This is a genomic window from Chryseobacterium sp. HNCC26DJ241 (assembly GCF_057180505.1).
The window spans coordinates 78,939-104,116 of the sequence record NZ_JBXUGL010000006.1 but is presented as its reverse complement, the minus strand read 5'-3'; the positions used below and the strand labels follow the sequence as shown (position 1 = coordinate 104,116).

Here is a 25,178-nt window from a genome sequence, read left to right as displayed (position 1 = left end):
GCGGAAGGATTTTATGATTTTAAGAAAAAGCAGTATATTTATCAGTACAAAGACCATCTTGGAAACGTGAGACAGAGCTACGCTAAAAATACAACCACCAATACGATTGACATTCTGGATAGAAATGACTACTATCCTTTCGGGATGAATTTCTACAGCTACTATGGTTCTGCGTATGATGCAAAGGGAACGGCTTTTAACTACAAGTACAATGGTAAGGAATTGCAAGAGACGGTAATGTATGATTTTGGGGCGAGAATGTATATGGCGGACTTGTGACGTTGGTTTACTATTGATCCACTCGCTGAAACTTCCCGAAGATGGAGTACTTACACTTACGCTTACAATAATCCAATGCGTTTTATTGATCCGGATGGAATGTCAAATAAGGATATTATTATCCGAGGTAATTTTGAACAAAGACAGGAAACACTCAACCAACTTCAAAGCTCTGTTAAAGGACAGCTTAATTTATCAATGGATAACAATGGAAAAATCACAGCTACTGAAGTAGAAGGCGCACAACAAAATGAAGCATCTTCTAGGTTTCTCCAAGCCACAAAAGATGAATGCATAACGGTTGTTTTACAAACAGATGATGATTTTTTAATAGATGAAAATACAACATACAACGGAGGTGCTTTTCATGGAAGTAAAGAAGTTGAAGGCAAAACTATTGCAACAAACATTGTGAATCCAGAAGTATTAGGAAATTTTGATAAAGCTGTTAAAACAGGTAATGGGGTAGCTATGTTACATGAAGCCCTTGAAGTCTATGTGGGAGCTCAAAAATATTCTGGCAGTGAACCTGCTGTTGGAAAAAGCGAAGCTTATAATTATGCACATAAAGAAGCAAACAGACTTGATCCTCGTAATAAAGATTTGACAGCAAAAGATGGTTATAAAATAGAATCTTCAGGATCAAGAAATTTTTCAGGAAATAGATTAGAATCTGTAACAATGATGAAAACACTTGTAAATACAAAAACAGGTGAAAAAATTGTTCTTGGTAATTTTACTACTAATTTTAATAAGAAAAGATGAAAATTTTACTTTCTTTTATTTTACTTGCTACAGGATTGTTTAGTCATGCTCAAACCATTAGCAAAAAAGATACTCTTGTCACAAATGTTGAGTTTTATAAAATAGCAAAACTGAAAAAAGTATATGTATACTACTTTAGAAATAAAGAGGGAGAGGGAATTTTTGTTAAGCCTAAAAGAGCATGTAAATTATATAATAATCCTATTATTTTAGGAAAGAAATATAATTTAACTCTTATTAAAAGATTAAAATATTATGATGAGCGTACAGCTGATCTTGAAGAAAGCGAATCAATTGTAATTAATGGAAAATTAATTTGGGGAAGCAGTATGAAATCTATTTTTTATGAAGATTGCAAAAATATATGTGCCAAAACAATAACAATCAATTAATCCTCTCCAAGCTCACGCTAGCGTCTCTCTCGTACCGGTAGATAAAACAAAACCCTCGCAATTTGCGAGGTTTTTTTATTTTAAAGAGCTGCTATCCATTATGTTAAATACCCCTTTGCAATCCGAGAAATAGGATTATCTAATTTATTTGCTTTTTACTTTTTCAATTTTTCCTGCAGATCTGTTTTCAGGATGTATGCACTGAGCAGGTTTTTAATCACGTCAATATCTTTTTTGTGTAGGGACTGTGTAAGTCTCCCTGAATGTTGGACAGATTTAACCCCGTTGTTTTTATAAATTTTCAACTGTATGCTTATTCGGTTGCGTAATGGTCTCCTCATTCCAATCTACTTTTCCTGCAAATTTTCTTTCACGAACCGGGCATTCAAATATCTGACAAATTTCGCAAGAAATGGGTTTGCAATCGTCCATGTGAAAATTAAACTCTACATTTCTTTCCGTGTTTTTTACAATTAATTTAATTAATTCCTCCATTGCATTGTGAGCATCACGAAGTTCAAAATACCAAGGAAGCGTAAGATGCGCATCAATATGTAATCCGCTTCCAAATTGCTGTATCCTCATATTATGAATATCAATCCACTTGAACTGTCGGTTTTCATTTAAAAATTTTGAAAGTCTTTTCAGCATTTCTATATCTGCTTCATCCATAATTCCGCTCAACGATTTTCGTATAATTTTATACCCAACAATCATGATGTATCCTCCAAAAACTATCGCAACAGCTGCATCCAGCCAATAGAGTTTAGTAAAATAAACAATTATCAAACTAATCACCACTCCAGCTGTTGTAATGGTATCACTTTGCAAATGCTTTCCTGAACTTTGTAAAACAAGAGAATTTTCCTTAATTCCCTTCTTGTAAGAAATATAGCCTAATACATAATTTATCACTGCTGTTGCGGCTACAATTGCCATTCCCCAGTCTAATTTTTTCAAAATATTTTTGCTAAGCAGGGAATCAATAGCTTCTATAATGATGACACTTCCCGCAAAAATAATCAATGCACCTTCAATTCCTGAAGTAATGAATTCTACTTTTCCATGTCCGTAAGGATGGTCTTCATCTTTTGGTTTCGCCGCAACATATAGTGAATATAGTCCCATGAAAGCAGCAATGATATTTACAATACTTTCCATAGCATCTGAAAACACAGCATCTGAATTAGTTAATCGCCATGCAAGAAGTTTTCCTAAAAAAAGAATGATTCCAAAAATGGCAATATTCCTTTGAAAAGCATAATTCTTTTTTTCTGATGAAGATTTGGTTGTCATGATTTGTTTGGATATTAAAATCTTAAATGTTTGACCACTCTAATAATTAAAAAATGCTCACTAAAAGCGAGCATTTAATTTTATACAATTTTGTTTTCTACGAGATATTCAGCAATCTGCACTGCATTGGTTGCAGCTCCTTTCCGGAGATTGTCTGCTACAATCCAGCAATTCAATGTTTTGGGTTGTGAAAAATCTCTTCTGATTCTTCCTACAAAAACCTCATCTTTTCCTTCGGAATATAAAGGCATCGGATAAATTTTATTTTTAACATCATCCATTACTAGTACTCCCGGAGTTTCGGAGAGGATTTTGCGAACTTCATCCAGATCAAATTCATTTTCAAATTCAATATTCACGCTTTCTGAATGACCTCCCTGAACCGGAACTCTCACTGCTGTTGCCGTCAAACTAAAGGAATCATCTCCCATAATTTTTTTCGGTTCCCGCATTAGTTTCAATTCTTCTTTAGTGTAATCGTCCTGATCGAAAACATCACACTGCGGAAGCGCATTTTTGAAAATTTCGTATGGATATACTTTGTTGATATTTTTTTTACTATCACCTTTTACTGACGCTTCTGTTTCGGCATTCAATTGATCCACTGCATCTTTTCCTGTTCCCGTAACCGATTGATATGTAGATACAATTACTCTTTTGATATCGTATTTTTTATTCAAAGGATTGAGTATCATTACCAACTGAATGGTGGAACAATTCGGATTTGCAATAATTTTATCTTCTTTGGTAAGCACATCAGCATTGATTTCCGGAACTACCAATTTTTTTGTAGGATCCATTCTCCATGCAGAAGAATTGTCTACTACGAAAGTTCCTACTTCTGCAAATTTCGGTGCCCATTCTAAGGAAGTATTTCCGCCTGCCGAAAAAATAGCAATTTCAGGTTTCAGATCAACAGCTGTTTGCATAGAAACGATTTCGAATTCCTTACCTTTATACATCACTTTTTTTCCTACAGATCTTTCCGAAGCTACCGGAATAAGTTCTGTAACCGGAAAATTTCTTTCTTCCAAAACTTTTAACATAACCTGACCAACCATTCCGGTTGCTCCCACAACTGCTACTTTCATTTATAAGTGATAATTAATTATTGATACTTGATTTAAAGTTTTAACCGAAAATTTTCGCCCAAGGTAATGCATATCCTACTAAAGCCAAAACTATTATACTTAATGCTACAACGCTCATTGGCAATTTTTCATTACTCTTTACTTTTTTGTTTACAATAGTCATAAGAACAGCAGCAATAAGCATAGAAAAAGGATGTTCAATATAGGTAAATCGTAATGCTGCGTTTTTCATTAAACCACCCATTCCGATTTCATTGACTGTATCCATAAAACCTGATGTCAGAAAAAGCATTACAATTCCTATTAAAAACTGAATATGAAAGAAAATCATTACAAAAAGTGTAGACTTTCTTAAAAGCTTTGTAATTACTCCTGAATTACTGAAAAAAACTAAAAAAAGCGCAATTAAAAATATAACTACAAGCAAAAGTTCCAAATAAGCAAAACCACGATGTGCATGCAAAAAGATATTGTGAATTTCCATAATTTAATTTTTGAAGAACAAAGATAAAAAAACTGCTTCTATAAAGAAGCAGTTATATTTTAAATAAGTAAACAAATTTTTAGTTTGTTAATAGTGTTCCATTTGCAGATGCTTTCACACCACTACCCATAAAAGTAAAATTACGGCTTGGTGCAAGGGAAGTTGTTGTAATTGTTTTCAGAACAGTAGCTCCGGAATATTGCTTCAAAGAAAACGTACCCGTTGCTTTGTAATATTTATTCGGGTCTGTATGTGCAGGAACAGTACCTACATTATAGTTTTTTTCACTGAAACTTGTTACTTGTTTGTAAGCTATGTTTGTGAACAAATTGGTATAAGTATCCACCAACGTTTCAGCAGGACTTACCGGTAAATTTGTACTTTTAACATATGCTGTATAAACAGGCGCAATATCTAAAGAAACAGGATCTGAGTCTGAAATCATGTTAGCAAAACGTATTCTATAATTTCCTGCTTGTGGCGTAGTAAGATCGTCTTCTACAACAACTGCTTCCGTTGTCATAGGTGCAGTATTATTATTAGCATTACCTGCCGCAAAAACAGTATAATTTTTGAAAGCCCCGAAAGTGTATTTCGTATTAATATAATCTACCAAAGATGGTACAGTAGCAGGTGAATTGGTAGATACAATATTTTGAACCTGAATTTTTCTTTCGCCGCTTTCTACATTGGTATATCCTCTTTGCGTGTTAGGACCAAAAGCAGTAGAATTCAGTTTTATATCATCAACCAAAAGATTAACGTTATTATTAGTTGCAGTAGTAGAAGTACCGCTTTTTACGTTTTGTATTGCATGTACATAATTTACTCTTGATACTTGCAATTCATTACTTGCATCATTATTGTCACAAGAATTAGTAATAAATAACAAACCTGAAAGTAATGCTGCTAATGAAAATATTTTCTTACCCATTGTTTTTATTTTTGAAGAGTTTCTATAATTGAAAGTTTGAGATTTTGTTTTATATAATTTCATGATGGTGATTTTTATTTAAAGAAATATCTTATCCCTAATTGCATTTGCCAAATAGAACTAGATACACCTGAGTTATTGTACTGGTCAATAGCTCTGGTACTTACGTTATCCGCATTTACACCGAAAGTAGGAGTATAAGTTCCATCACCATTATTGGTCATTCCTACTACATCAATCAAACGATGAGAGAAGAAGCTTGTATTGGTGTTTTGGTTGTTATATCTAAGCCCCCATTTCTTATTCAATAAATTGGTTAGGTTGAAGATATCAAATGACAATTGAAAATTTTGCTTTGATTTTCCGAAGTTAAGAGAAAAATCTTGTAAAACTCTCAAGTCGATCACATTAGACCAAGGAGTTCTGTTAGAATTTCTTTCTACATACTGACCTCTTCTTGTTCTTAGATAAGGATCATTTTCAATAAATCTATCTAATAATTGCCACTGGTATTCGGCGGTCAAACCGTTGTAATTAGCTGCAAGATTTATATCATTTCTATCTTTTGGAACATAGATTAATGCATTGTCACTGCTATCGTCATTAAGAAGCAAATTACCTCCATTAGAACCATAAATATAAGAATATGGAGCTCCGTTAATTCCTTCATAGAATAAAGAAACGGTAGTCTTTAGGTGTTCTTTTGCCCATTTTATTTCATAGCTTAGCAATCCTGTAACTCTGTTTCCAATAGCAAATTGAGATCTATAGATAGGTAAATCCCCATTTTTTCCGTTTACAGACTCCAAATTTCTCCATTGAGATGAATTTTGGGAAGAAGTTCCGTCAAAAATTGTTTTTGCATCGTTATATGTATAAGAGAAACTTGCAAATAAACCAAAATTGAATTTTTTAGATAGCGTATTAGAAATAGTGTAAGAATATCCTTTACTTGTATTAGAACCTAAATAAATTGCCGTATATCTTGGATCAACCAAAGATGCTTGATTCCATCTTGGTCTATGATCACCTCCTGATCCTGTAATATATCCTGCCGGTTGGGCAAGGTTAATATTTTCATAATATACGTCGTTCAATACTTTGTCGTAAGATAAATCGGTAGTCCAATTAAATCCATGTGGTAATTTTTGATCCCAACCTAAACTCGTTTTCAATCTTTGAGGCAATTTAAAATCTCTAACAAAGACATTCACTTCACCTCCGTATTTTTGCCCATTAATCGTATATTGATTATTAGGATCTCCTATAAAAGGATTCAAACCAATATTATTTTGTGTAACATTGTTAAGATTTGCACCAGTATTGTTATATGCTCCACCTGCCCAAACTAAAGGAACTCTGGAAGTAAATACCCCAATTCCTCCTCGTAATGTTGTCTTAAATTCTGCTTTAGGATCGAAAGAATATATAAATCCTAATCTTGGTGAAAAATGAACGATAGGTTTTATGAAAGCACCTGTTTTAGGAATTTCTTGTCCCGGTCTTGCCTTTTCTAAAAGAGGAACCGTGATATTGTTATAATCCGAATTCAAATTAGTATCCTCATAATAAGGAATATCTACTCTTAATCCCAAGTTTAAGGTCAAATTCTTATTAGGTTTCCAAGTATCTTGCACATAATAGCCCATTTGGTAAACATCAAATTTTGCAGATGCTTTATCGTTGATAAGATCATCTCCAATTCCTTTTGGATTACTAAATGCATAGCTTCTATTATAAAAAGTATAATTAGGATCATACCCAAAGGTTTGTCCAGGAATATTTCCTGTTGTGTTTCCAGCCAAATAATACTGATAGAATCTTTCCAAACCACTTGCTACAATAGTTGTTGTTCCACTATTAGTAACCGATTGGTTGTTGAAGGTATAGGTTCCGAAATTGTTTCCAATAAATAAGTTATCCAATCTGTAGAAATCGTGTTGAGTTCCAATTAATACTTTATGTTTATTAAGATCAATTTCGAAATTGTCATTTAAGGAGAATACTTTCTGTGTCAATAAATTAGCTGTAGAAAAAGCTTCTGAACCAAAAGCCACCGTTCTTCCTCCTAAAGTCTGCAAACTTACCCTTGAAAAAGGAGTTCCTGTAAAATCACGGTCATCACTTACGGATTTTCCACTCAAGATGATGCTGTTTGATAATTTTTCAGAGATTTTTGAATTCCATTCCAATGTAGCATAATGTGTCTTGTTCAGAATAGTTTGCGAACCACTAGCAAAATTAATGGTCGTGTTTGATGAAACGTTATCTGTTTGATAATCAAACTGAGTGTATTTATATTTTAAAGTAATTTTGTTTTTGTCGGAAACATTCCAGTCTACTCTTGTAACGAATTTATCTGCATCCAATTTATCTTCTGCCTGATCAAAACTTCCTATATCATAATTGTACTTAGATAAAATTCCTGATCTTAGGTTGTCCAAATCTTGTCTCGTAACATTAGCCTGATCTAAAAATTCTCCGTAAGAAAAAGGCTTTGGAGTTTTAATATCCTCTTTTTCGTAGGTAGCGAAGAAGAATAATTTATTTTTAACGATGGGTCCTCCTAAACTTACCCCCATTCTTTTCGCAGAAAAATCCGGAAGCGCAACACGATTGCTTTCCAAATAATTTGCTGTTTTTCCTGCCAGCTTGTTATTTCTGTAAAAAACGTATGTAGAACCTTGTAATTTGTTGGTACCCGCTTTTGTTGTTGCATTAATAGCACCTCCTGCAAAACCCGATTGTTTCACATCAAACGGAGCAATAGAAACCGAAAGCTGATCCAATTCTTCAAATGCAAAAGGGCTACCTCCAGTTTGTCCACCATCCGTTCCGGAAGGAGATAATCCGAAAACATCATTATTTACTCCCCCATCTACATAAATTGCGTTGTATCTGTTATTTTGTCCTGCAATAGAAATTTGTCTGTCTGTTGTTTTTACCTGTGGTGTTACTCTTACAAAATCGGAGAGTGTTCCTGCTACGTTCGGCAATGCTCGAAGCTGGCCAGAATTCACCCCAGTTTCAGCACCTGTTTTGTCCTTGGATTTTGTACCTTTGATAACAACACCTTCTATTTGCTTCTCTTTTTTGTCTAAAGTAACATTAAAATCGTAAGCACTTCCTAAGCTCAATTCAACATCATTTTCAGAATATTCATCATAGCCTTCCGCATTTACCGATATTTTATACGGCCCTCCAACATTCATGTTGGGAATTCTAAAAGATCCATCCGCATTGGTAACAGACTTATATTCTGTACCGGTAGGCAAATGTGTTGCTGTAATTTTGACTGACTTTAATGGTTTTTTTGATGCATCTAAGATTTGACCATTGATGGATGATCGTGTTTCTTGTGCAAATAACATGATTGTAGAAAACAATACAAAAAGTACTGACAACAACCGTTTACTGTAGTTTGAACGCATACTGTTTTTTATTAGATTATAATTTTTTGCAAAAATCGTTAATATTTATTTAACTATTGTTAAGTGATTGTTAATTTTCGAATATACAAAAATTCTGTTAATGTCTTGAAAAATCAAAAATTGCTTGTATAAGCTGTATTTTGTAGGTTTTCAAAGGACTTTCTTTCAAGATGCTTTTATTGCTTTTAAACTAATATCAATATTTTTTGCAGAATGTGTTAAAGCTCCCGCAGAAATATAATCCACTCCTGTTTTTGCAATATCTTTCAATACATCCCTCGTTATTCCACCGGATGCTTCGGTTTCGCATTTTCCATCTACAAGTTTTACTGCTTTTTTCATAGTAGGAATATCCATATTATCCAGCATGATCCTATCTACTTGTGCTTTTAGAGCTTCCTGCACTTCATCCAGATTTCGGGTTTCTACTTCTATTTTAAGTTTTAATTTATTTTTTTTGACATATTCTTTCGCCATTTTTACAGCATTGGTAATGCTTCCGTTGTAATCAATATGGTTATCTTTCAGCATAATCATGTCATATAAACCGTATCGATGGTTGGTTCCGCCTCCAATTGCGACTGCCCATTTTTCACAAATTCTGAAATTCGGAGTTGTTTTTCGTGTGTCTAAAAGTTTTGTTTTCGTTCCTAACAATCTGGAATCCCAATCGTGAGTAAGCGTTGCGATTCCGCTCATTCTTTGCATAGAATTCAAAACAAGCCTTTCGGTTTGGAGAATCGAACGTGCTTTTCCTGTGACTATAAATGCAACATCGCCATTTTTTGCGGTTTGTCCGTCTTTGATGAAAACTTCTATTTTCAAATTTTTATCAAATGTTTTGAAAATAAATTCTGCCAATTCCACACCTGCTACAATACAATCTTCTTTTATCAAACATCTTGCACTTTGAATTAAATCTTTCGGAATAGTGGAAAGCGTAGAATGATCTCCATCCTGAATATCTTCTTCCAATGCAGATTTTATGAATTGTTTTAGGGCTTTGTCTGTTACATAAGACGGTTTTTTCATCTTTTTAATTTTATTTTATTAAAGGAAAACCCTTTCAGAATTTGAAAACCTGAAAGGGTCGTTTTAGATATTATTGAATTAATAATGGTTTTATAGCAAGATCTTTATTGTAGAATGCCCCTTTATTTTCTTTCATTGTTAATGAATGCTTGATAATGAGATAGGAAACATTCACCAAATTTCTTAATTCCGAAAGTTCAGGGGAAATTTTGGAATAGTTGTACAATTGCGTTACGGCTTCATAGATTTCTCTTTGTTTTTTCTGGGCAATTTCGAGGCGGTCGTTGCTGCGTACAATTCCGACCAGATCACTCATCATTTCCTGCAATTGTTTTCGGAAATAGGTAATCATTACTTTTTCTTCCATTACTTTCATTCCTTCTTCATTCCATTCCGGAATGGCTTTCAAATCATCAAAATTGAATTCATTTTTCTGTAAAAGCTCCACCGATTTTATGGCAGCATTATGCCCGAAAACCAAACCTTCCAACAAAGAATTGGAAGCAAGGCGATTTGCACCATGAAGTCCGGAATTGGCACACTCTCCCACTGCAAAAAGATTTTTGATAGAAGATTGCCCATCCATATCCACTTCTATTCCACCCATCAAATAATGGCAAGCCGGAACTACAGGAATTAACTGTTTGAAAGGATCAATCCCTTCATCCAAACATTTTTGGTAAATATTCGGGAAATGTTCTTTAAATTTTTGATGATCCATGTGTCGGCAATCCAAACCTACATATTCATCTCCGGAAATTTTCATTTCATTATCAATAGCTCTTGCTACAATATCTCTGGAAGCCAACTCCTCACGCTCATCATATTTTTGCATAAATGGTTTTCCGTCTTTTGTACGGAGTTTTGCACCATCTCCACGAACTGCTTCAGAAATAAGAAACAACATTCCGTCTCTTTTACTGTATAAAGCTGTCGGATGAAACTGGTAATATTGCATATTCGTTACTTTTCCACGAGCTCGGTGTACAAAAGCAATTCCGTCACCTGTTGCAATTTTTGGATTGGTGGTATTTTTATAAACATGTCCGGCTCCACCTGTTGCTACTAAAGTAATTTTTGCTGTAATTTTTTTGATGCTTTTATTTTTTTCATCCAGAATATAAGCGCCGTAACAACTGATGTCGTCATAGTTTTCTTCTTTTCCCGGAACGTGGTGTTGTGTCAATAAATCAATCACATAATGATGATCCAGAATTTCGATATTTGGAGATTTGTTGGCAGTTTCCAGAAGTGCACGTTCAATTTCAAAACCGGTAATATCTTTATGATGAACAATTCTGTTTTCTGTATGTCCGCCTTCTCTTCCCAACTTATAATCGCCATCATTTTCGGTATCGAAACGTGTTCCCCATTCTACCAATTCCCGAAATCTTTCAGGGCCTTCTTTTACTACCATTTCCACCACATTGCGTTTATTTTCTCCATCTCCGGCTCGCATTGTATCCTCGATATGTTTTTCAAAATTATCTTTGTCAAAATCCGTAACCACCGCAAGTCCGCCTTGTGCATATTTTGTATTGCTTTCGTCTTCGTCGGATTTGGTGACGATGATAATTTTTGCTTCGGGCAACTGTTCAGAGATTTTGATGGCATAAGAAAGGCCGGAAATTCCGGAACCAATTACAAGAACATCTGCTTTTATCATTATTTTATTTGAAAGATTAAAATGATTTAAAAATTAAATTATTTAACAAGCTAAGAAGAATAGTTTATATAAATGTAAACAATTTATCGTCCGGTTTTCTCACTTTTTTCATTTTCTGAAAAACATCATCTTCCGATCTGTAGCCTAAAGCCAATGTTACCGAAACTTTTTCCAGAGCCGGATCTATTCCCAAAACCTCATCTATTTTTTCCTGAATAAATCCTTCCATCGGACACGTATCTACATTTTCCAGTGCTGCTGCAAATATCAGGTTTCCCAAAACAATATAACTTTGTCTTTCGTTCCATTCCAAAATAGAGCTTTCATCCTGAATATCAAGATATTTATCAATACTTTTTCGAAATGGCGCGAGATTTTCCAGAGGAGTTTCTCTCACTTTCGTGATATGGCTGAAATAGTTGTCAATATAAGTCTCTTCAATACTTTTTTTAGAAACCAAGACAATAAGATGTGAACAGGTAGAAATCTGTGAAGGATTATAAAAAACGGGAATCAGCTTTTGTTTCATTTCTTCACTTTCTACAATCAGGATTTTGTATGGCTGCAAACCGAGAGAACTTACCGAAAGTCTTCCCGCTTCCAGAATATTTCTCAGAATTTCTTCAGGAATTATTTTTTCTTTATCAAATTTTTTTACGGAATACCTTTTTTGTAAGGCTTCAATATAATTCATATTCAAATATAAGAAAAAGTTGAATGCAGGAAATGAGATTCAAGAAGTTAAAACAGTCCGCCTTCGGTTGGATTTTCAAAAAATTCATCGATTTCAAGGCTAGACGATTGGGAGGCTTCCACTGCAAGTTTGTCGCAGAGTTCATTTTCGCGATGTCCGTTATGTCCTTTAATCCAGTGAAATTCTGGTTTATATTTTTGAAACAAAGGATAAAACCGTTTCCAAAGATCAGGATTTTTCACTTTTGCAAACCCTTTTCTTACCCAGCCAAAAATCCAGTTTTGATTCACTGCTTCCGAAACATATTTGCTGTCGGTATAGATATGAATTTCGTGACCTTCGGATTTTATATTTTCCAAAGCGACAATTACAGCCAGAAGTTCCATTCTGTTATTGGTCGTTTTTCTGAACCCTTTGGAAATTGTTTTCTGATATTTTTTTTCGGGAACACGCATCAGAATCCCATATCCTCCTTTTCCGGGATTTCCGGAACAAGCCCCGTCTGTAAAAATTTCTATTTTCAAAAAATTATTTTTAAATCATTAAGAAATTAAGCTCTTGAATTTTTTAAACCACAAAAGTCACAAAAGGATTAAAAACTAAAAACAAAAAAGCAAAATTAAACATCTTTTTGTTCTTTTTGAAAAATTTAAATTCAAAAAATCTTTTGTGACTTTTGTGGTTTAAGAATTAAAAAGGCATTTCATCATCGTCATCAAAATCGTTCATAGATGATCCTGAAACATTTCCCGGCAAATCAAAAGCTGCACCCGGATCAATGGTAGTTTTTATCCTATCGAATCCGCTGGTTTCATTTTTCTCCCCAAAATTAGAAGGTTGATATCCGAATGCACTCGCATGAACATCAAGATCGGCAAATTTTGCAATATTTTTGAGGAACGAAAGACGTACATCGGCAGTGGCACCGTTTCTGTGTTTTGCAATAATGATTTCCGCCTGATTTTCCGTTCCGGTTTCCATTCCTTCCGGATCGTTGTCCCAAGTTGTAATCTTATAATATTCCGGACGGAAAATAAAGGACACAATATCCGCATCCTGTTCAATTGCTCCGGATTCCCGTAAATCTGAAAGTTGCGGACGTTTTCCCGGTCTTGTTTCCACTGTTCTGGAAAGCTGCGAAAGTGCAATTACGGGAACGTTCAATTCTTTTGCAATAGCTTTTAATGAACGGGAAATGGTTGCAATTTCCTGCTCTCTGTTTCCAGTTCCTTTTCCGCCACTGTTTGCAGTCATTAATTGAAGATAATCCACCATTATTATTTTTACTCCATGTTGCATTACCAATCTTCTGCATTTTGCACGGAAATCAAAAACGGAAAGTGATGGTGTTTCATCAATGTAAAGTGGTGCGTTTTCCAATTCTGTAACGTTGGAGAAAAGCCGGCTCCATTCTTCATCATTTAACGTTCCTTTTCTTAATTTTTCGGAAGAAATTCCCGTTTCGGAAGCAATCATCCTTGTAATCAACTGTACCGAAGCCATTTCCAGAGAAAATAGAGCCAATGGAATTTTATGTTCCACAGCAATATTTCTCGCCATCGAAAGAAGAAAAGCGGTTTTTCCCATTGCAGGACGAGCCGCGATAATAATCAGATCCGAATTTTGCCAGCCTCCTGTTTCTTCATCCAATTTTGTAAAACCGGAAGGAACTCCGGAAAGTCCTTCTTTTCCTTTTAAGGATTTAATGGTATCAATTGCCTGTTTTACGAGGGAGTTTGCAGTGTCAAATCCTTTTTTGATGGTTCCGTTTGTAATTTCAAAAAAAGATTGTTCGGCTTTGTCGAGCAATTCAAAAACATCGGTAGATTCTTTGTAGGAATTGTCAATTACATTTGCAGAAACATTAATCAGACTTCTTAAAATAAATTTTTCAAGAATAACACGAACATGATATTCAATATGAGCACTGGAACTTACGCCCATCGTAAGATCAATGATATAATGGTCTCCACCTGCAAGATTTAGTTTCTCCTCTTTTTTCAGTTCCTGAATTACCGTCATCAAATCCACAGGATGATTTCCTTCATACAATTTTAAAATTGCCGAAAAAATGACCTGATGTCTCGGATCATAAAAAACTTCGGAGGTAAGAAGATCAATGGAATAATCCAGACCTTTTTTATCTATCAGAAATGTACCGATTACCAGTTTTTCAAAATCTACAGCATTTGGCGGCATTTTGCCATCCGAAATAGAGAGTTCCCTTGCAAAATTACCATGTATAAGCGATGATAATGTTTCCTTCTGTGCCATGAGACAAAGATAGTTTTTTGAAATTTTTTTTAGGGTTGATGTTTAAAAGAAATGAAAAAAAGTAAACAAGTCTTTTATTTTCAAACGGTTGAAATTATAATTCTATTGTGGATAAAAAAATAAAAGTTTTTGAACAAAGTTTTTGAACAAAATTTTTAAAAAGAATCAATACTGCATTTTTCGGAGTTTCGGATTTGTAATTCCTACAGTTAATGCCACCAATAGAGTCATAATTCCTCCAAAAACTACGGAACGAACCACACCAAGAAGTTTTGCTGCCAAACCGCTTTCAAACTGTCCCATTTCATTGCTTGACATGATGAAAATAGAATTCACACTCAAAACCCTTCCCCGAATCTGATCCGGAGTTTTTAATTGAACAATCGTTCCACGGATCACAACCGAAATTCCGTCTAGCATTCCGCTCAAAGCTAAAAATAAAAAAGAAAGAGCATACCATTTTGATAATCCAAATCCGATAATACAAAGACCAAATCCTGCAACCACTGCCAATAAAATTTTTCCTTGATTTTTTTTCAGAGGAATAAAAGAAAGTGCAACAATAATGCACATCGAGCCAATATCTGAAGCGGCATTCAGAAAGCCGAAACCTTCTGCTCCTACTTTCAGGATATCCGTTGCATAAACGGGAATCATTGCGACTGCACCTCCAAATAAAACCGCAAACATATCCAAACAAAGTGCTCCCAATATTTCTTTCGTTTTAAAAATATAGAGAATTCCTTCTTTCATGCTTTCAACAACTTCCAGTTTTTGATGAACAAATTCTGAAGGTTGTTTATTCAACTGCCAAAAAAATAAAGAGGCTACAATTATCAAAGAAATAATAACAATTAATGTCCAACCAATCCCGAAAAGTGCAATTAGAAAGCCGCCAATTGCGTGTCCGAAAACTGATGAAACCAGGAAATTTGCCTGGCTTAAAGTGGTTGCATTCGGAAGATTTTCTTTTTTTACCATTTTTGGGATCATCGATGGAACAATCGGTCCGATAAAAGCTCGCGTAATTCCGGTAAAGAAAATCACGCCGTAAATAAAATACGTAATCTGATGTCCTGAAAAATGCATTTTATGCCCGTAAAATGCAGGAATGAGAAGCAAACTTATGAGAAAAACATAGGCATAATTGCAAATGAGCAAAAGTTTTTTCTTTTCGTTCATGTCAATAACGTGACCTGCGTACAAAGCACAGGAAACCGCAGGAATTACTTCCGAAAGCCCTATCAAACCTATGGAAAAAGGATCTTTCGTTAATTTATAAACCCACCATCCAAGAAGTGTAGCCAACATTCTAAAAGCGATGACAATAAAAAACCTTCCTGAAAGAAGATTTCTGAATTCTATATTTTTAAGGATTTTGAGAGGTTCAAGCGAAATCATTGTGCAAATGTAAACCTTATATTGAATAGCCTAGACAAAAAAGCTATTGAGTTTTTCTTTATCCTTTATAAAAATTATCTTTGAAAAATGAACTGGATCATACTCATTATTGCCGGACTTTTTGAAACCTGTTTTGCAACCTGTCTTGGAAAAGCGCAGGAAACTTCCGGCTCTGAAAAAATATTTTGGTGGATTGGTTTTGCTATTTCTCTTTTCCTTTCCATGTTTTTGATGTATAAAGCAATTTCGGGAGAAAACGGAATTCCGATAGGAACCGCTTATGCAGTGTGGACAGGAATTGGAGCTGTTGGTGGAGTTGTAGTGGGAATTTTATTTTTCCATGAACCGGCTACTTTCTGGAGAATGTTTTTTGTAAGCACATTAATTATTTCCGTTGTTGGATTGAAAGCCGTTTCTTCCCATTAGATTTTCAATTTTTCTAAATCATCGGCAATTTTTCTATCATTCGCTAATCTCGGAATTTTGTTTTGCCCGCCTAATTTTCCCTGAGATTTTGCAAATTCCTGAAAGGCATTTTTCTTCAATTTCGTAATGATTAATGGTTGCAGAATATTTCCGGAAATGAGATCATCATAATACGAATTCCTCTTCCTCATTTCCTCATCCAGCTTTTTTCTAAATTTTTCTAAATTTTCCGGCTCTTTTTCAAATTCGATAAACCATTCGTGATACGGAAGTCCTTCTTCTGGATTTACTTGTGGAGCAAGATGAAATTCAGTAATCTGCGTAGGAAATTTATCAACGGTAGCTTTCATCGCTTCTTCCACTTCAAAAGCAATAACATGTTCTCCAAAAGCAGACGTGAAATGTTTGGTTCTTCCCGAAACTAAAATTTTATACGGATTTTTAGAAATAAACCGAACTACATCTCCAATCGAATACGCCCAAAGTCCGGAATTGGTGGTCAGAATAAGCGCATAATCTTTATGGAGCTCAATATCTTTTAAGGTTAGTCTTTTTGCATTCGGTTTTCCAAATTCTTCTAAAGGAATAAATTCATAAAAAATTCCATGATTGGTGAGAAGCAAAAGTCCGTCTTTTGTATAATCGTCCTGAAAAGCAAAAAAACCTTCCGAAGCAGGGAACGTTTGGATAATATCGACCGTTCCACCTAAAAGTTCCTGCATCTTTTCTTTATACGGTTCATAATTTACACCGCCCGTTACAAGGATTTGAAGATTTGGAAAAAGCTCTTTAATTTTTTTTCCATTTCTTTCTATCAACTTTTCGAAATACATTATCAACCAAGGCGGAATTCCTGAAATCAATGTCATGTTTTCATGCTCGGTTTCTTTTACAATTTCATCTACTTTGGTTTCCCAGTCTTCGATGCAATTGGTTTTCCAGCTTGGAAGTCTATTTTTTTGTAAATATTTCGGAACGTGATGAGCAACAATTCCGGAAAGCCGACCTGTATTTATTCCGTTAATTTCTTCCAACTCCGGACTTCCTTGTAAAAAAATAACTTTTCCGGTTACAAAATTTGCATTATTCTTTTGAGCAATATAATGAAAAAGTGCACTTTGCGCAGCCGCTACCTGAAAAGGCATTCCTTCTTTGGAAATGGGAATGTATTTGCTTCCGGAAGTTGTGCCGGAAGTTTTGGCAAAATATTCGGGTGTTTCTGTCCAAAGAATATTGCGTTGCCCTTTTTTTACTTTTTCGATATAGGGTTTCAAATCTTCATAATCCGCTATCGGCACGTTTTTCTGAAAATCTTCAACATTTTTTATTTCTTCAAATTGATGTGTTCTCCCAAAAAGTGTTTTTTCCGCCGTTTTTACCAATGAAAGCAAAAGCTGATGCTGATCTTGTTCAGCATTTTCTTTAAATTTTTGAGATTTTTGGACGTGTTTTTTCGCCCAGATTAGTGCAATTTTTTTCTTCAGAAAGTTTAGCATAATACAAATGTAAAAAAAGCCTGTAGAAAATGGTAGTAAAGCTAAAAGTTATACCGATAGCCAAATGTTAAACCTACCAAAAAAGAACGGGAATAATATTTTTTAATGTCAGCATTTTCATTGTAAGCATTAGAATAGTAGGCATTTCCTTTAGCTCCGAAAACAAATTGCTGCCTATTGTCCCTGTCTAATATACAAACCGCATTAATACCCAAATGAAATCCTCCGTTTCCTTCCGTATATTGCTCTTTTCCGGGAACAAGAAAACTTTTCAGACGATACAAACTAAATCCTGCCAATTCTTCAAAAAAGAATTCTTCGGAAAGATAATCACGATGAATAATACTTACACCAATATTTGTAAGACTTTGAGAACCTAAATTTCCGAAAACATTTTGGTGTTCCGGTTTTACATCACTAAAAAGAAGATTATAATCTAAACCAATTCCAAAATTCATGGGTGTCATTAATTGTCCACCAAAACCAAAGCCATAAAAAACTCCCAAATCTTTAGCTAAAGAATTGTTTCCCAGTGCTTTCATCGCCAAGACTCTGGCTTCCACATTAGAAACCACATCCAGTTTTTTCTTCTTCTGCGAAAAACAAAAAATTGAAAAACTTAGAAATGCAAATAGGAATATATTTCTCATTTTTCTAAAGTAATATCATTGAAAGTAATATAAGAAATATTTTCCGGAACAATGATGGATAAAGAATCTGCTGATAAAGTACAACCTGATTTGGAAGCGGAGAAAGATTTTATCTTTTCATTAAAAGTAATAACAAAACCTTCTGAAAAAAGAGGTCCGGAAAGCACAAAACTGCCGGAATTTGTAGGTATTGTTTGTGCCACTATTTTATTTTCGCTTTTTATGGAAATATCAATATCTTCCAAATCAAGCGTTTTCGTAATTACTTTTCCTTCTACATAAGCTCTTGTATTGCTGAGATCATCGGATCCGCAATGAATTAAGAGCAATAAAAAAGAAAAGTACAAAAGAAAACGCATGGGAAAATTATTTTACATTTTCATCTTTGCAATTACATCAATACCGCCTTTGGTTTTATCTCCGATTTTGCAGACAATTTCTGTATCCAAAGGTAAAAAGACATCCATTCTGGAACCGAATTTTATAAATCCGAATTCATGTCCTGCTTTTGCTTCATCACCTTCGTTGCAATAAAATACAATTCTTCTTGCAACATAACCTGCAATTTGGCGAAACAATACTTTATGATGAGTAAGGCTTTCTACAGCAACGGTAGTTCTTTCATTATCTGTCGAAGATTTTTCGTGCCAAGCAACCAAATATCTTCCAGGATGATATTTTTTGTAAATTACTTTTCCTGAAACCGGAAACCTGCAAATATGCACATTGAGTGGCGACATAAAAATAGAAACCTGAATTGCTTTTGATTTTAAGAATTCATTTTCTTCCACCTCTTTTATCATTACGACTTTTCCATCAACAGGTGCTATCACATTTTCTTTATGGTCTTCAATCTCACGGTTCGGAACGCGGAAAAACCAGAAAACCAAACCATACATTATCAATAAAGGAATGATAATAAAAATAGACCAGAATTTTAAAAAATAAATGGCAAGAATACTCAAAACTGCAATGGCAATAGTTGCTACAATTATGGTTCCTTTACTTTCTCGATGCAGTTTCATTACAATATTTTTTCTAAAATAAAATACAAATATACAACAGGTGCACAAATAATAAAGCTATCCAACCTGTCTAAAATTCCTCCATGTCCGGGAATAATATTTCCACTGTCTTTCACTCCAAAAGTTCTTTTTAGCTGGCTTTCCACCAGATCACCAATTGGAGCAAAAACGGCTACTAGAAATCCAACAATTATCCAATTTCCACGAAGTTCAGGAAAATATTTTTCGACAAAAAAGGAAAAAATCAATGTTAGAATAACACCTCCTGCAAAACCTTCCCATGTTTTTTTAGGAGAAATCTTAGGCGCCATTTTATGTTTTCCGAAAAGCCTTCCTGCAAAATATGCAAAAGAATCGCTGCTCCAGATCAATACAAAAAGAAATAAAACTTCTAATGTAAAAGTATTATCTAATGATGAAAATTTTGGCAAACCTAATGCAAAACCGAAAGGAAGTGCCGTATAAATCACTGTAAAAATCAGTTTCCCATTTTCAAAATAAAGTTCTTTTGAAAATTTGAAAAGAGTGATGACTGCAATTACAATCAGTGAAAGTGCTAAAATCTCGGAAAGATTAAAATTAAAATAAAATCCGTGTTGAAAAAATCTTTTGGAAAAGCGGTAATACACCAAAATTACAATTGGCAATACCACCCATTTTTCCCAAGAATTAGCAAATCTCATTATTTTGACACATTCCCAAACTCCTACAAAAAGAAAAAGGGTAATCAATCCATAAAAAAGATGATACTGGCTTACAAGATTCGGGGAAATTTTATTGATAAGATCAGAACCGAGAGGCGTAACACAGAAAATGATAAGCAAACCATAAACTGCACCGGAAATAAGACGTTGAACTAAATTTTTATCCAAAACTTTCCTGTTAAAAATTAATCTTCGAGCAAAAGTAAGAAAAGTTTGGTACTATTTTGTGCTGGAGAATCCATTTTGGATTGATTTCCACTAATAGAGGTTAAATTTTTGATGTTGCCTTTTCTTTTAATTTTTCCCATTGCGTCATTCAGATTATTCACAATTTGCGAAACATTGGCCATAAGGATAATTTTTTCCGGAAGCCGCGAAGAATGGTAATGAAGAATATTATTATGAGAAAGCATAACTCTTCCATCGTAAGCAATAAGATATTCGCAGGTAATGAACGCAGCATCATTGGTAAGCGTGAGCTCTTCCGTGTAAGGAACATTGATGACATTCAAAAAATTTTTAAGATCAGAATCCCAACAAAAAACCGAATTGATATTTTCAATTTTTATAATTTGATTAAGAGTCTGTAAGGCTTCTGCTTCGTCAGCACAATAATTAAAAAAACCTCCCGAATGTGTAAACAGCTGAGCAAATTTATAGTCAAGATCAGCATTTTTCAGCGAATCTCCTAATTTCACCAAGTCCTGATTAGTCTCCTCTCCAGGTTGGTTCATTATTTTGCCAACAATTTTTTTGAATAAGCTCAAAGCCGATCAGGTGTTTACGATTAACAAAAATAAAAATTATTTTTTAAAAAAACCTCTATCTACGATAATAAAAAAATTCCTGAAACTATTTTTACTACTAAAAAGTTTCAGGAATCATTTATTCTAAATTTGCGATCCAGATTCTGGCGCTACCACTTCTGGTTTTTCTTCTTCAGAAGTATTTTGCACAGGATGTTCTGTAAGTTCCGGATCCCAAGCTCTTTTTCCAAAAATTTCTTCTAAGTCTTCTCGGAAAATCACTTCTTTTTCCAAAAGTTTATTTGCTAATGCATCCAGTTTATCTTTATTTGTTGCAAGAATTTGCAATGCTCTCTGATATTGATTTTCAATAATGGATTTTATTTCGCCATCAATCTTAGTAGCTGTTTCTTCAGAATATGGTTTTGAAAAACTGTATTCTCCCTGTCCCGAACTATCATAATATGAAATATTTCCGATATTTTCACTAAGTCCATAAATCGTAACCATTGCCTGAGCTTGTTTTGTTACCCTTTCCAAATCAGAAAGTGCACCTGTAGAGATATTATTGAAAATCACCTGTTCTGCTGCTCTTCCTCCAAGTGTGGCACAAATCTCATCCAACATCTGTTCCGTAGTTGTAAGTGATCTTTCTTCAGGCAAATACCAAGCTGCACCTAAAGATCTTCCTCTTGGAACAATAGTTACTTTTAAAAGAGGAGCTGCATGTTCTACCAACCACGAAATAGTTGCATGTCCAGCTTCATGATATGCTACTCTTCTTTTTTCAGAAGGTTTTATTGCTTTGTTTTTCTTTTCCAATCCACCGATAATTCTATCAACAGCGTCAAGAAAATCCTGCTTGTTTACAGCATCATGTCCATTTCTGGCAGCAATTAATGCGGCTTCATTACATACATTAGCTATATCTGCTCCACTGAAGCCGGGAGTTTGTTTTGCTAAAAAATCACGATCCACAGAATCATCCAATCTGATTTTTTTCAGGTGAACATCAAAAATCTCCTTTCTCTCATGAAGCTCCGGTAAATCTACATAAATAGATCGGTCAAAACGACCGGCTCTCAACAATGCTTTATCTAAAATATCCGCTCTGTTTGTTGCCGCCATTACGATAACATTGGTATCCGTTCCGAAACCATCCATTTCAGTAAGAAGCTGGTTAAGAGTATTTTCTCGTTCATCATTTCCACCCGTGAAATTCTTACCTCCTCTTGCTCTACCAATAGCATCAATCTCATCAATAAAAATAATAGCCGGAGATTTTGCCTTTGCTTGTGCAAATAGATCACGAACTCTGGAAGCGCCAACTCCTACAAACATCTCCACAAAATCCGATCCGGAAAGTGAGAAGAATGGAACTTTAGCTTCACCGGCAACAGCTTTTGCCAATAATGTTTTTCCAGTTCCGGGAGGCCCAACCAAAAGTACTCCTTTCGGAATTTTACCCCCAAGTTTGGTATATTTTTCAGAATTTTTGAGAAAATCTACCACTTCCTGTACTTCTTCTTTTGCTCCTTCCAATCCGGCAACATCCTTAAAAGTTACCTGCACTTTTTCTTTTTCGTCAAAAAGTTTTGCTCTTGATTTTCCGATGGAAAAAATTTGTCCGCCAGGTCCGTTTCCTCCAGACATTTTTCTGAATAGTACAAAATAAAAAAGTGCCATAATCCCTATCCAAAACAATGCTGAAAAAATAAGTTCCGAAAAAGGACTCTTACTTACTTCATAACTTTTTTCGGTTACTATTTTGGGATTTGTTTTTTTAATTTGTTCGTATTTTTCAAGAAAAAGCTGAATATCTCCATAACTCAAAGAGTAATCTGGTTTTGGCTTGAATTCAAATGCTGAAAGTGGATTGCTGTCCGTTTTTTTTACCAGTTCATTTTTAGCAGCCTGAGTAAGAAAAACATCCGCTTTTTCCACATCTTTGTATATAATAACGCTTTGTACTTTTCCGTTTTGCATTAATCCGAAAAATTCATCTTCACTGATACTTTTAGACTCATCACTCCCTAAAAAATTAGGAATGAAAAAAAGTATCAGTGCAATAATTGCAATGGGAAAAAACCAATTAAATCCTTTATTGTTCATTCGATTTTATTAAAATTTTTGTCGTATTAGTAGCTTTCAATTTTGGTGATTTTGGCATCGCCCCAAAGTTCTTCGATATCGTAATATTCGCGAATATGCTTTTGGAAAACATGTACTACTACGGAAACATAATCCACCAAAACCCACATTGCATTGTCGGTACCTTCTACATGCCAAGGTCTTTCCCTAAGCTCGTTTCTCACTTTTTTTTCAATATTTCCGGCAATAGCTGAAACCTGAGTATTGGAATTTCCGCTACAGATAACAAATGTTTCCGCAACGGAATTTTCAATATGAGAGAGGTCAAAAATCAAAATATCCTCACCTTTTGTATCTTGGATTGCCTCTACTATTTTGTCTATTAAAAATTGTTTTTGTGTATTTTTACTCATTCAAATATTTGTATAGTTTGCAAATTTATTGTTTTTTTCTGTATTTTAAGTTTTCATTATAACTCCGGTTACAAACCTCTTCTAATGGATGATATAATTTTTGTAGAACAATGTACTTCTACTAATGACGAAATCCTTCGCTTTTTACCTCAAAATTTTTCAAAATTTTTGGGAGTTTTTACATTAAATCAAACAAAAGGGCGTGGACAATATGGAAATTCTTGGGAAAATGCAAAGGATAAAAACCTTGCTTTTTCTTTAGCTTTACAGAGCCACTATTTTCCTCATGATATTTTTATCAATTTTTATACCGCAGTATTAGTAAGAGTTTTTCTTGCCAATTTGACGGAAAGCGAAATTAAAATAAAATGGCCTAATGATTTGATTATAAGCAATAAAAAAATTTCCGGAATTTTGATCGAAAAGAAAAAAATTGAAAACTCAACTTATTATATTGTCGGAATCGGACTGAACATTCTTCAGAAAAACTTTGGAAATCTATATAAAGCCGGCTCTCTTTTAACCCAAACCGGAAAAAAATTTGATCCAAAGGAAATTGCACTTCAATTGTTTCTTTTTCTAAAAGAGCACTTTACTTCGCAACAGGATTTTAATGAAATCCTTAATGAATTCAATCAATATTTATTCAAAAAGAATGAAATTGCTGTTTTTGAAAAAAATGGAATCAGACAAAATGGCATAATTAAAAATATGGATGAAGACGGTTTTCTCTGGGTAGATCTGGAAAAAGAGGGATTGCAAAAATTTTTCCACAAAGAAATCGAAATGCTTTATTGATTTGCCCTTTTGTAATATAAATACGCTGCAAGTGGTCCAAAAACAAAATTCGGTATCCACATTGCAACAAAAGGCGTGAGCGTTTTCGCTTCCGAAACTATTTTTAAAACTTCAAAAGAAAATACAAAAACAAAAGCCAATGCAATCCCAATCGCAAGATTGATTCCCAAACCTCCTCTCTTTTTCTGGGAAGAAAGCGAAAGTGCTAAAAACGTGAGAATAATAACGGAAACAGGCATTGCTGTCCGCTGATACAATTCGTTTTTATATGCATTCAGATTTCCGTTTCCTTTTTCACGCTCTCGATTAATGAATTTAATCAGTTCGGGAGTTGTTTTGGTTTGTCCCAACAACTCGTCCGGAAAAAGCTCTTCCGGAGGATGTCCAAACGTTTTTTCCATTGTTATTCCGTCTTTTAGAACTTCAGAATCATTTTTTAGAATTTTCTTTTCAAGAAAATTATTCATTATAAAAACCTTCTTTTTTTCGTTCCATGAAAAATCCGAAACATTCAACTGATATATTAGCTTGCTGCTTTTATCAAATTTTTGGTAAATAAATCCGGAACCGTTTTTTTCTTTCTTATTGTAATTCTTGATAAAAATATATTCATCCTTTGATACTCGTGTGGAAACTTCCGCAGTACCTGTAATTTTGTCCCTATTCATTTTATTGTAAGTATAGGGTTCCAGCACATTTTTTTTAATATTGGAAACGGGTAATATAAAATGATTGAGCAACAAAGCCGTAATTGCAATGAAACTGGAAGTGATAAGATATGGTCTTGCAAAACGGTGAAAACTTGCTCCACTGCTTATAATGGCTACAATTTCGGTATTGTTTGCCATTCTGGATGTGAAATAAATCACCGAAATAAAAACCAGAATGGACATAAATGTAACCACAAGATTAATGATCCAAAACGGATAAAAATTGACCATGAAATATGAAACCGTAAAACCATTGGCTTCAATTCTCGGTGCTTTTGCCTGAACATCGATCACGAATACAATAATAGAAAGCAATCCCAGCATAAACCCGAAAGTTCCGAGATACTTTTTGATGATGTATTTGTCTACGATTTTCAGCA

General features: G+C 34.3%; 25 protein-coding genes. 5 read left to right on the top strand and 20 right to left on the bottom strand.

Annotation, left to right across the window (positions count from 1 at the left end; all coding sequences use genetic code 11):
• From AC2A1C_RS05670 to AC2A1C_RS05660, 3 genes are all read left to right on the top strand, one after another.
• A partial coding sequence (locus AC2A1C_RS05670) for a hypothetical protein (protein WP_484024217.1) occupies window positions 1–279 on the top strand: 279 nt, incomplete at its 5' end.
• Window positions 280–354: 75 nt separating this feature from the next.
• Window positions 355–1,044, top strand: a complete 690-nt coding sequence (locus tag AC2A1C_RS05665) for a hypothetical protein (RefSeq protein ID WP_484024215.1) — start codon at window positions 355–357, stop codon at window positions 1,042–1,044.
• Window positions 1,041–1,436, top strand: coding sequence for a hypothetical protein (locus AC2A1C_RS05660; RefSeq protein WP_484024214.1), 396 nt, complete (start codon window positions 1,041–1,043; stop codon window positions 1,434–1,436). Before AC2A1C_RS05665 ends, AC2A1C_RS05660 begins: the two co-directional genes overlap by 4 nt.
• Window positions 1,437–1,727: 291 nt before the next feature.
• Here the strand turns inward: AC2A1C_RS05660 and AC2A1C_RS05655 are convergent, their stop codons facing one another.
• The 11 genes from AC2A1C_RS05655 to AC2A1C_RS05605 all read right to left on the bottom strand — a co-directional run bounded on the left by AC2A1C_RS05655 (window position 1,728) and on the right by AC2A1C_RS05605 (window position 15,739).
• Window positions 1,728–2,732: a cation diffusion facilitator family transporter gene (locus tag AC2A1C_RS05655; protein WP_484024212.1), complete on the bottom strand. Its 1,005-nt coding sequence runs from the start codon at window positions 2,730–2,732 to the stop codon at window positions 1,728–1,730.
• Between the two features lie 80 nt (window positions 2,733–2,812).
• Window positions 2,813–3,823, bottom strand: coding sequence for an aspartate-semialdehyde dehydrogenase (locus AC2A1C_RS05650; RefSeq protein WP_484024211.1), 1,011 nt, complete (start codon window positions 3,821–3,823; stop codon window positions 2,813–2,815).
• Between the two features lie 40 nt (window positions 3,824–3,863).
• Window positions 3,864–4,301 carry a hypothetical protein gene (locus tag AC2A1C_RS05645; protein ID WP_484024224.1) on the bottom strand — a complete coding sequence of 146 codons (438 nt, stop codon included), beginning with the start codon at window positions 4,299–4,301 and terminating at the stop codon, window positions 3,864–3,866.
• Window positions 4,302–4,386: 85 nt separating this feature from the next.
• Window positions 4,387–5,304: a DUF4397 domain-containing protein gene (locus tag AC2A1C_RS05640; RefSeq protein ID WP_484024210.1), complete on the bottom strand. Its 918-nt coding sequence runs from the start codon at window positions 5,302–5,304 to the stop codon at window positions 4,387–4,389.
• Between the two features lie 11 nt (window positions 5,305–5,315).
• Complete coding sequence (locus AC2A1C_RS05635; RefSeq protein ID WP_484024209.1) at window positions 5,316–8,672, bottom strand: TonB-dependent receptor; 3,357 nt, start codon at window positions 8,670–8,672, stop codon at window positions 5,316–5,318.
• A gap of 165 nt (window positions 8,673–8,837) precedes the next feature.
• On the bottom strand, window positions 8,838–9,704 hold the full coding sequence (nadC, locus tag AC2A1C_RS05630) for a carboxylating nicotinate-nucleotide diphosphorylase (RefSeq protein WP_484024207.1): 867 nt from the start codon (window positions 9,702–9,704) through the stop codon (window positions 8,838–8,840).
• Window positions 9,705–9,774: 70 nt separating this feature from the next.
• Window positions 9,775–11,370 carry an L-aspartate oxidase gene (gene nadB, locus AC2A1C_RS05625; protein ID WP_484024205.1) on the bottom strand — a complete coding sequence of 532 codons (1,596 nt, stop codon included), beginning with the start codon at window positions 11,368–11,370 and terminating at the stop codon, window positions 9,775–9,777.
• A gap of 64 nt (window positions 11,371–11,434) precedes the next feature.
• Window positions 11,435–12,064 carry an NAD(P)H-dependent oxidoreductase gene (locus tag AC2A1C_RS05620; RefSeq protein ID WP_484024204.1) on the bottom strand — a complete coding sequence of 210 codons (630 nt, stop codon included), beginning with the start codon at window positions 12,062–12,064 and terminating at the stop codon, window positions 11,435–11,437.
• 47 nt (window positions 12,065–12,111) lie between these two features.
• The gene (rnhA, locus tag AC2A1C_RS05615; RefSeq protein ID WP_484024202.1) at window positions 12,112–12,588 is read right to left on the bottom strand and encodes a ribonuclease HI; all 477 of its coding nucleotides are present in this window, start codon (window positions 12,586–12,588) and stop codon (window positions 12,112–12,114) included.
• A 166-nt stretch (window positions 12,589–12,754) separates the two neighbouring features.
• Window positions 12,755–14,338, bottom strand: a complete 1,584-nt coding sequence (gene dnaB / locus AC2A1C_RS05610) for a replicative DNA helicase (RefSeq protein ID WP_484024200.1) — start codon at window positions 14,336–14,338, stop codon at window positions 12,755–12,757.
• 165 nt (window positions 14,339–14,503) lie between these two features.
• Window positions 14,504–15,739 carry an MFS transporter gene (locus AC2A1C_RS05605; RefSeq protein ID WP_484024198.1) on the bottom strand — a complete coding sequence of 412 codons (1,236 nt, stop codon included), beginning with the start codon at window positions 15,737–15,739 and terminating at the stop codon, window positions 14,504–14,506.
• 87 nt (window positions 15,740–15,826) lie between these two features.
• Between AC2A1C_RS05605 and AC2A1C_RS05600 the strand changes: the two genes are divergently transcribed.
• Window positions 15,827–16,165 carry a DMT family transporter gene (locus tag AC2A1C_RS05600; RefSeq protein ID WP_484024196.1) on the top strand — a complete coding sequence of 113 codons (339 nt, stop codon included), beginning with the start codon at window positions 15,827–15,829 and terminating at the stop codon, window positions 16,163–16,165.
• Here AC2A1C_RS05600 and AC2A1C_RS05595 read toward each other — a convergent pair.
• The 8 genes from AC2A1C_RS05595 to rsfS all read right to left on the bottom strand — a co-directional run bounded on the left by AC2A1C_RS05595 (window position 16,162) and on the right by rsfS (window position 23,290).
• Window positions 16,162–17,661: a GH3 auxin-responsive promoter family protein gene (locus AC2A1C_RS05595; protein ID WP_484024194.1), complete on the bottom strand. Its 1,500-nt coding sequence runs from the start codon at window positions 17,659–17,661 to the stop codon at window positions 16,162–16,164. The genes AC2A1C_RS05600 and AC2A1C_RS05595 overlap by 4 nt on opposite strands.
• Before the next feature lie 41 nt (window positions 17,662–17,702).
• Complete coding sequence (locus tag AC2A1C_RS05590; RefSeq protein ID WP_484024192.1) at window positions 17,703–18,311, bottom strand: hypothetical protein; 609 nt, start codon at window positions 18,309–18,311, stop codon at window positions 17,703–17,705.
• The gene (locus tag AC2A1C_RS05585; RefSeq protein ID WP_484024190.1) at window positions 18,308–18,670 is read right to left on the bottom strand and encodes a hypothetical protein; all 363 of its coding nucleotides are present in this window, start codon (window positions 18,668–18,670) and stop codon (window positions 18,308–18,310) included. Before AC2A1C_RS05585 ends, AC2A1C_RS05590 begins: the two co-directional genes overlap by 4 nt.
• A gap of 12 nt (window positions 18,671–18,682) precedes the next feature.
• Window positions 18,683–19,336, bottom strand: a complete 654-nt coding sequence (locus AC2A1C_RS05580; RefSeq protein WP_484024188.1) for a phosphatidylserine decarboxylase family protein — start codon at window positions 19,334–19,336, stop codon at window positions 18,683–18,685.
• The gene (locus tag AC2A1C_RS05575) at window positions 19,336–20,208 is read right to left on the bottom strand and encodes a phosphatidate cytidylyltransferase (protein WP_484024186.1); all 873 of its coding nucleotides are present in this window, start codon (window positions 20,206–20,208) and stop codon (window positions 19,336–19,338) included. Before AC2A1C_RS05575 ends, AC2A1C_RS05580 begins: the two co-directional genes overlap by 1 nt.
• A gap of 17 nt (window positions 20,209–20,225) precedes the next feature.
• Window positions 20,226–20,807 (bottom strand): LUD domain-containing protein, encoded by a 582-nt coding sequence (locus AC2A1C_RS05570; protein ID WP_484024184.1) that lies wholly within the window; start codon window positions 20,805–20,807, stop codon window positions 20,226–20,228.
• A 123-nt stretch (window positions 20,808–20,930) separates the two neighbouring features.
• On the bottom strand, window positions 20,931–22,898 hold the full coding sequence (gene ftsH / locus AC2A1C_RS05565; protein ID WP_484024182.1) for an ATP-dependent zinc metalloprotease FtsH: 1,968 nt from the start codon (window positions 22,896–22,898) through the stop codon (window positions 20,931–20,933).
• 26 nt (window positions 22,899–22,924) lie between these two features.
• Window positions 22,925–23,290: a ribosome silencing factor gene (gene rsfS, locus AC2A1C_RS05560; RefSeq protein ID WP_484024180.1), complete on the bottom strand. Its 366-nt coding sequence runs from the start codon at window positions 23,288–23,290 to the stop codon at window positions 22,925–22,927.
• 84 nt (window positions 23,291–23,374) lie between these two features.
• Here rsfS and AC2A1C_RS05555 point away from each other — a divergent pair, with 84 nt between their 5' ends.
• Window positions 23,375–24,088 (top strand): biotin--[acetyl-CoA-carboxylase] ligase, encoded by a 714-nt coding sequence (locus AC2A1C_RS05555; protein WP_484024179.1) that lies wholly within the window; start codon window positions 23,375–23,377, stop codon window positions 24,086–24,088.
• On the opposite strand, the gene AC2A1C_RS05550 is transcribed toward AC2A1C_RS05555, so the two are convergent.
• Window positions 24,082–25,176, bottom strand: coding sequence for an LptF/LptG family permease (locus tag AC2A1C_RS05550; protein ID WP_484024222.1), 1,095 nt, complete (start codon window positions 25,174–25,176; stop codon window positions 24,082–24,084). The genes AC2A1C_RS05555 and AC2A1C_RS05550 overlap by 7 nt on opposite strands.
• Window positions 25,177–25,178: the final 2 nt, after the last annotated feature.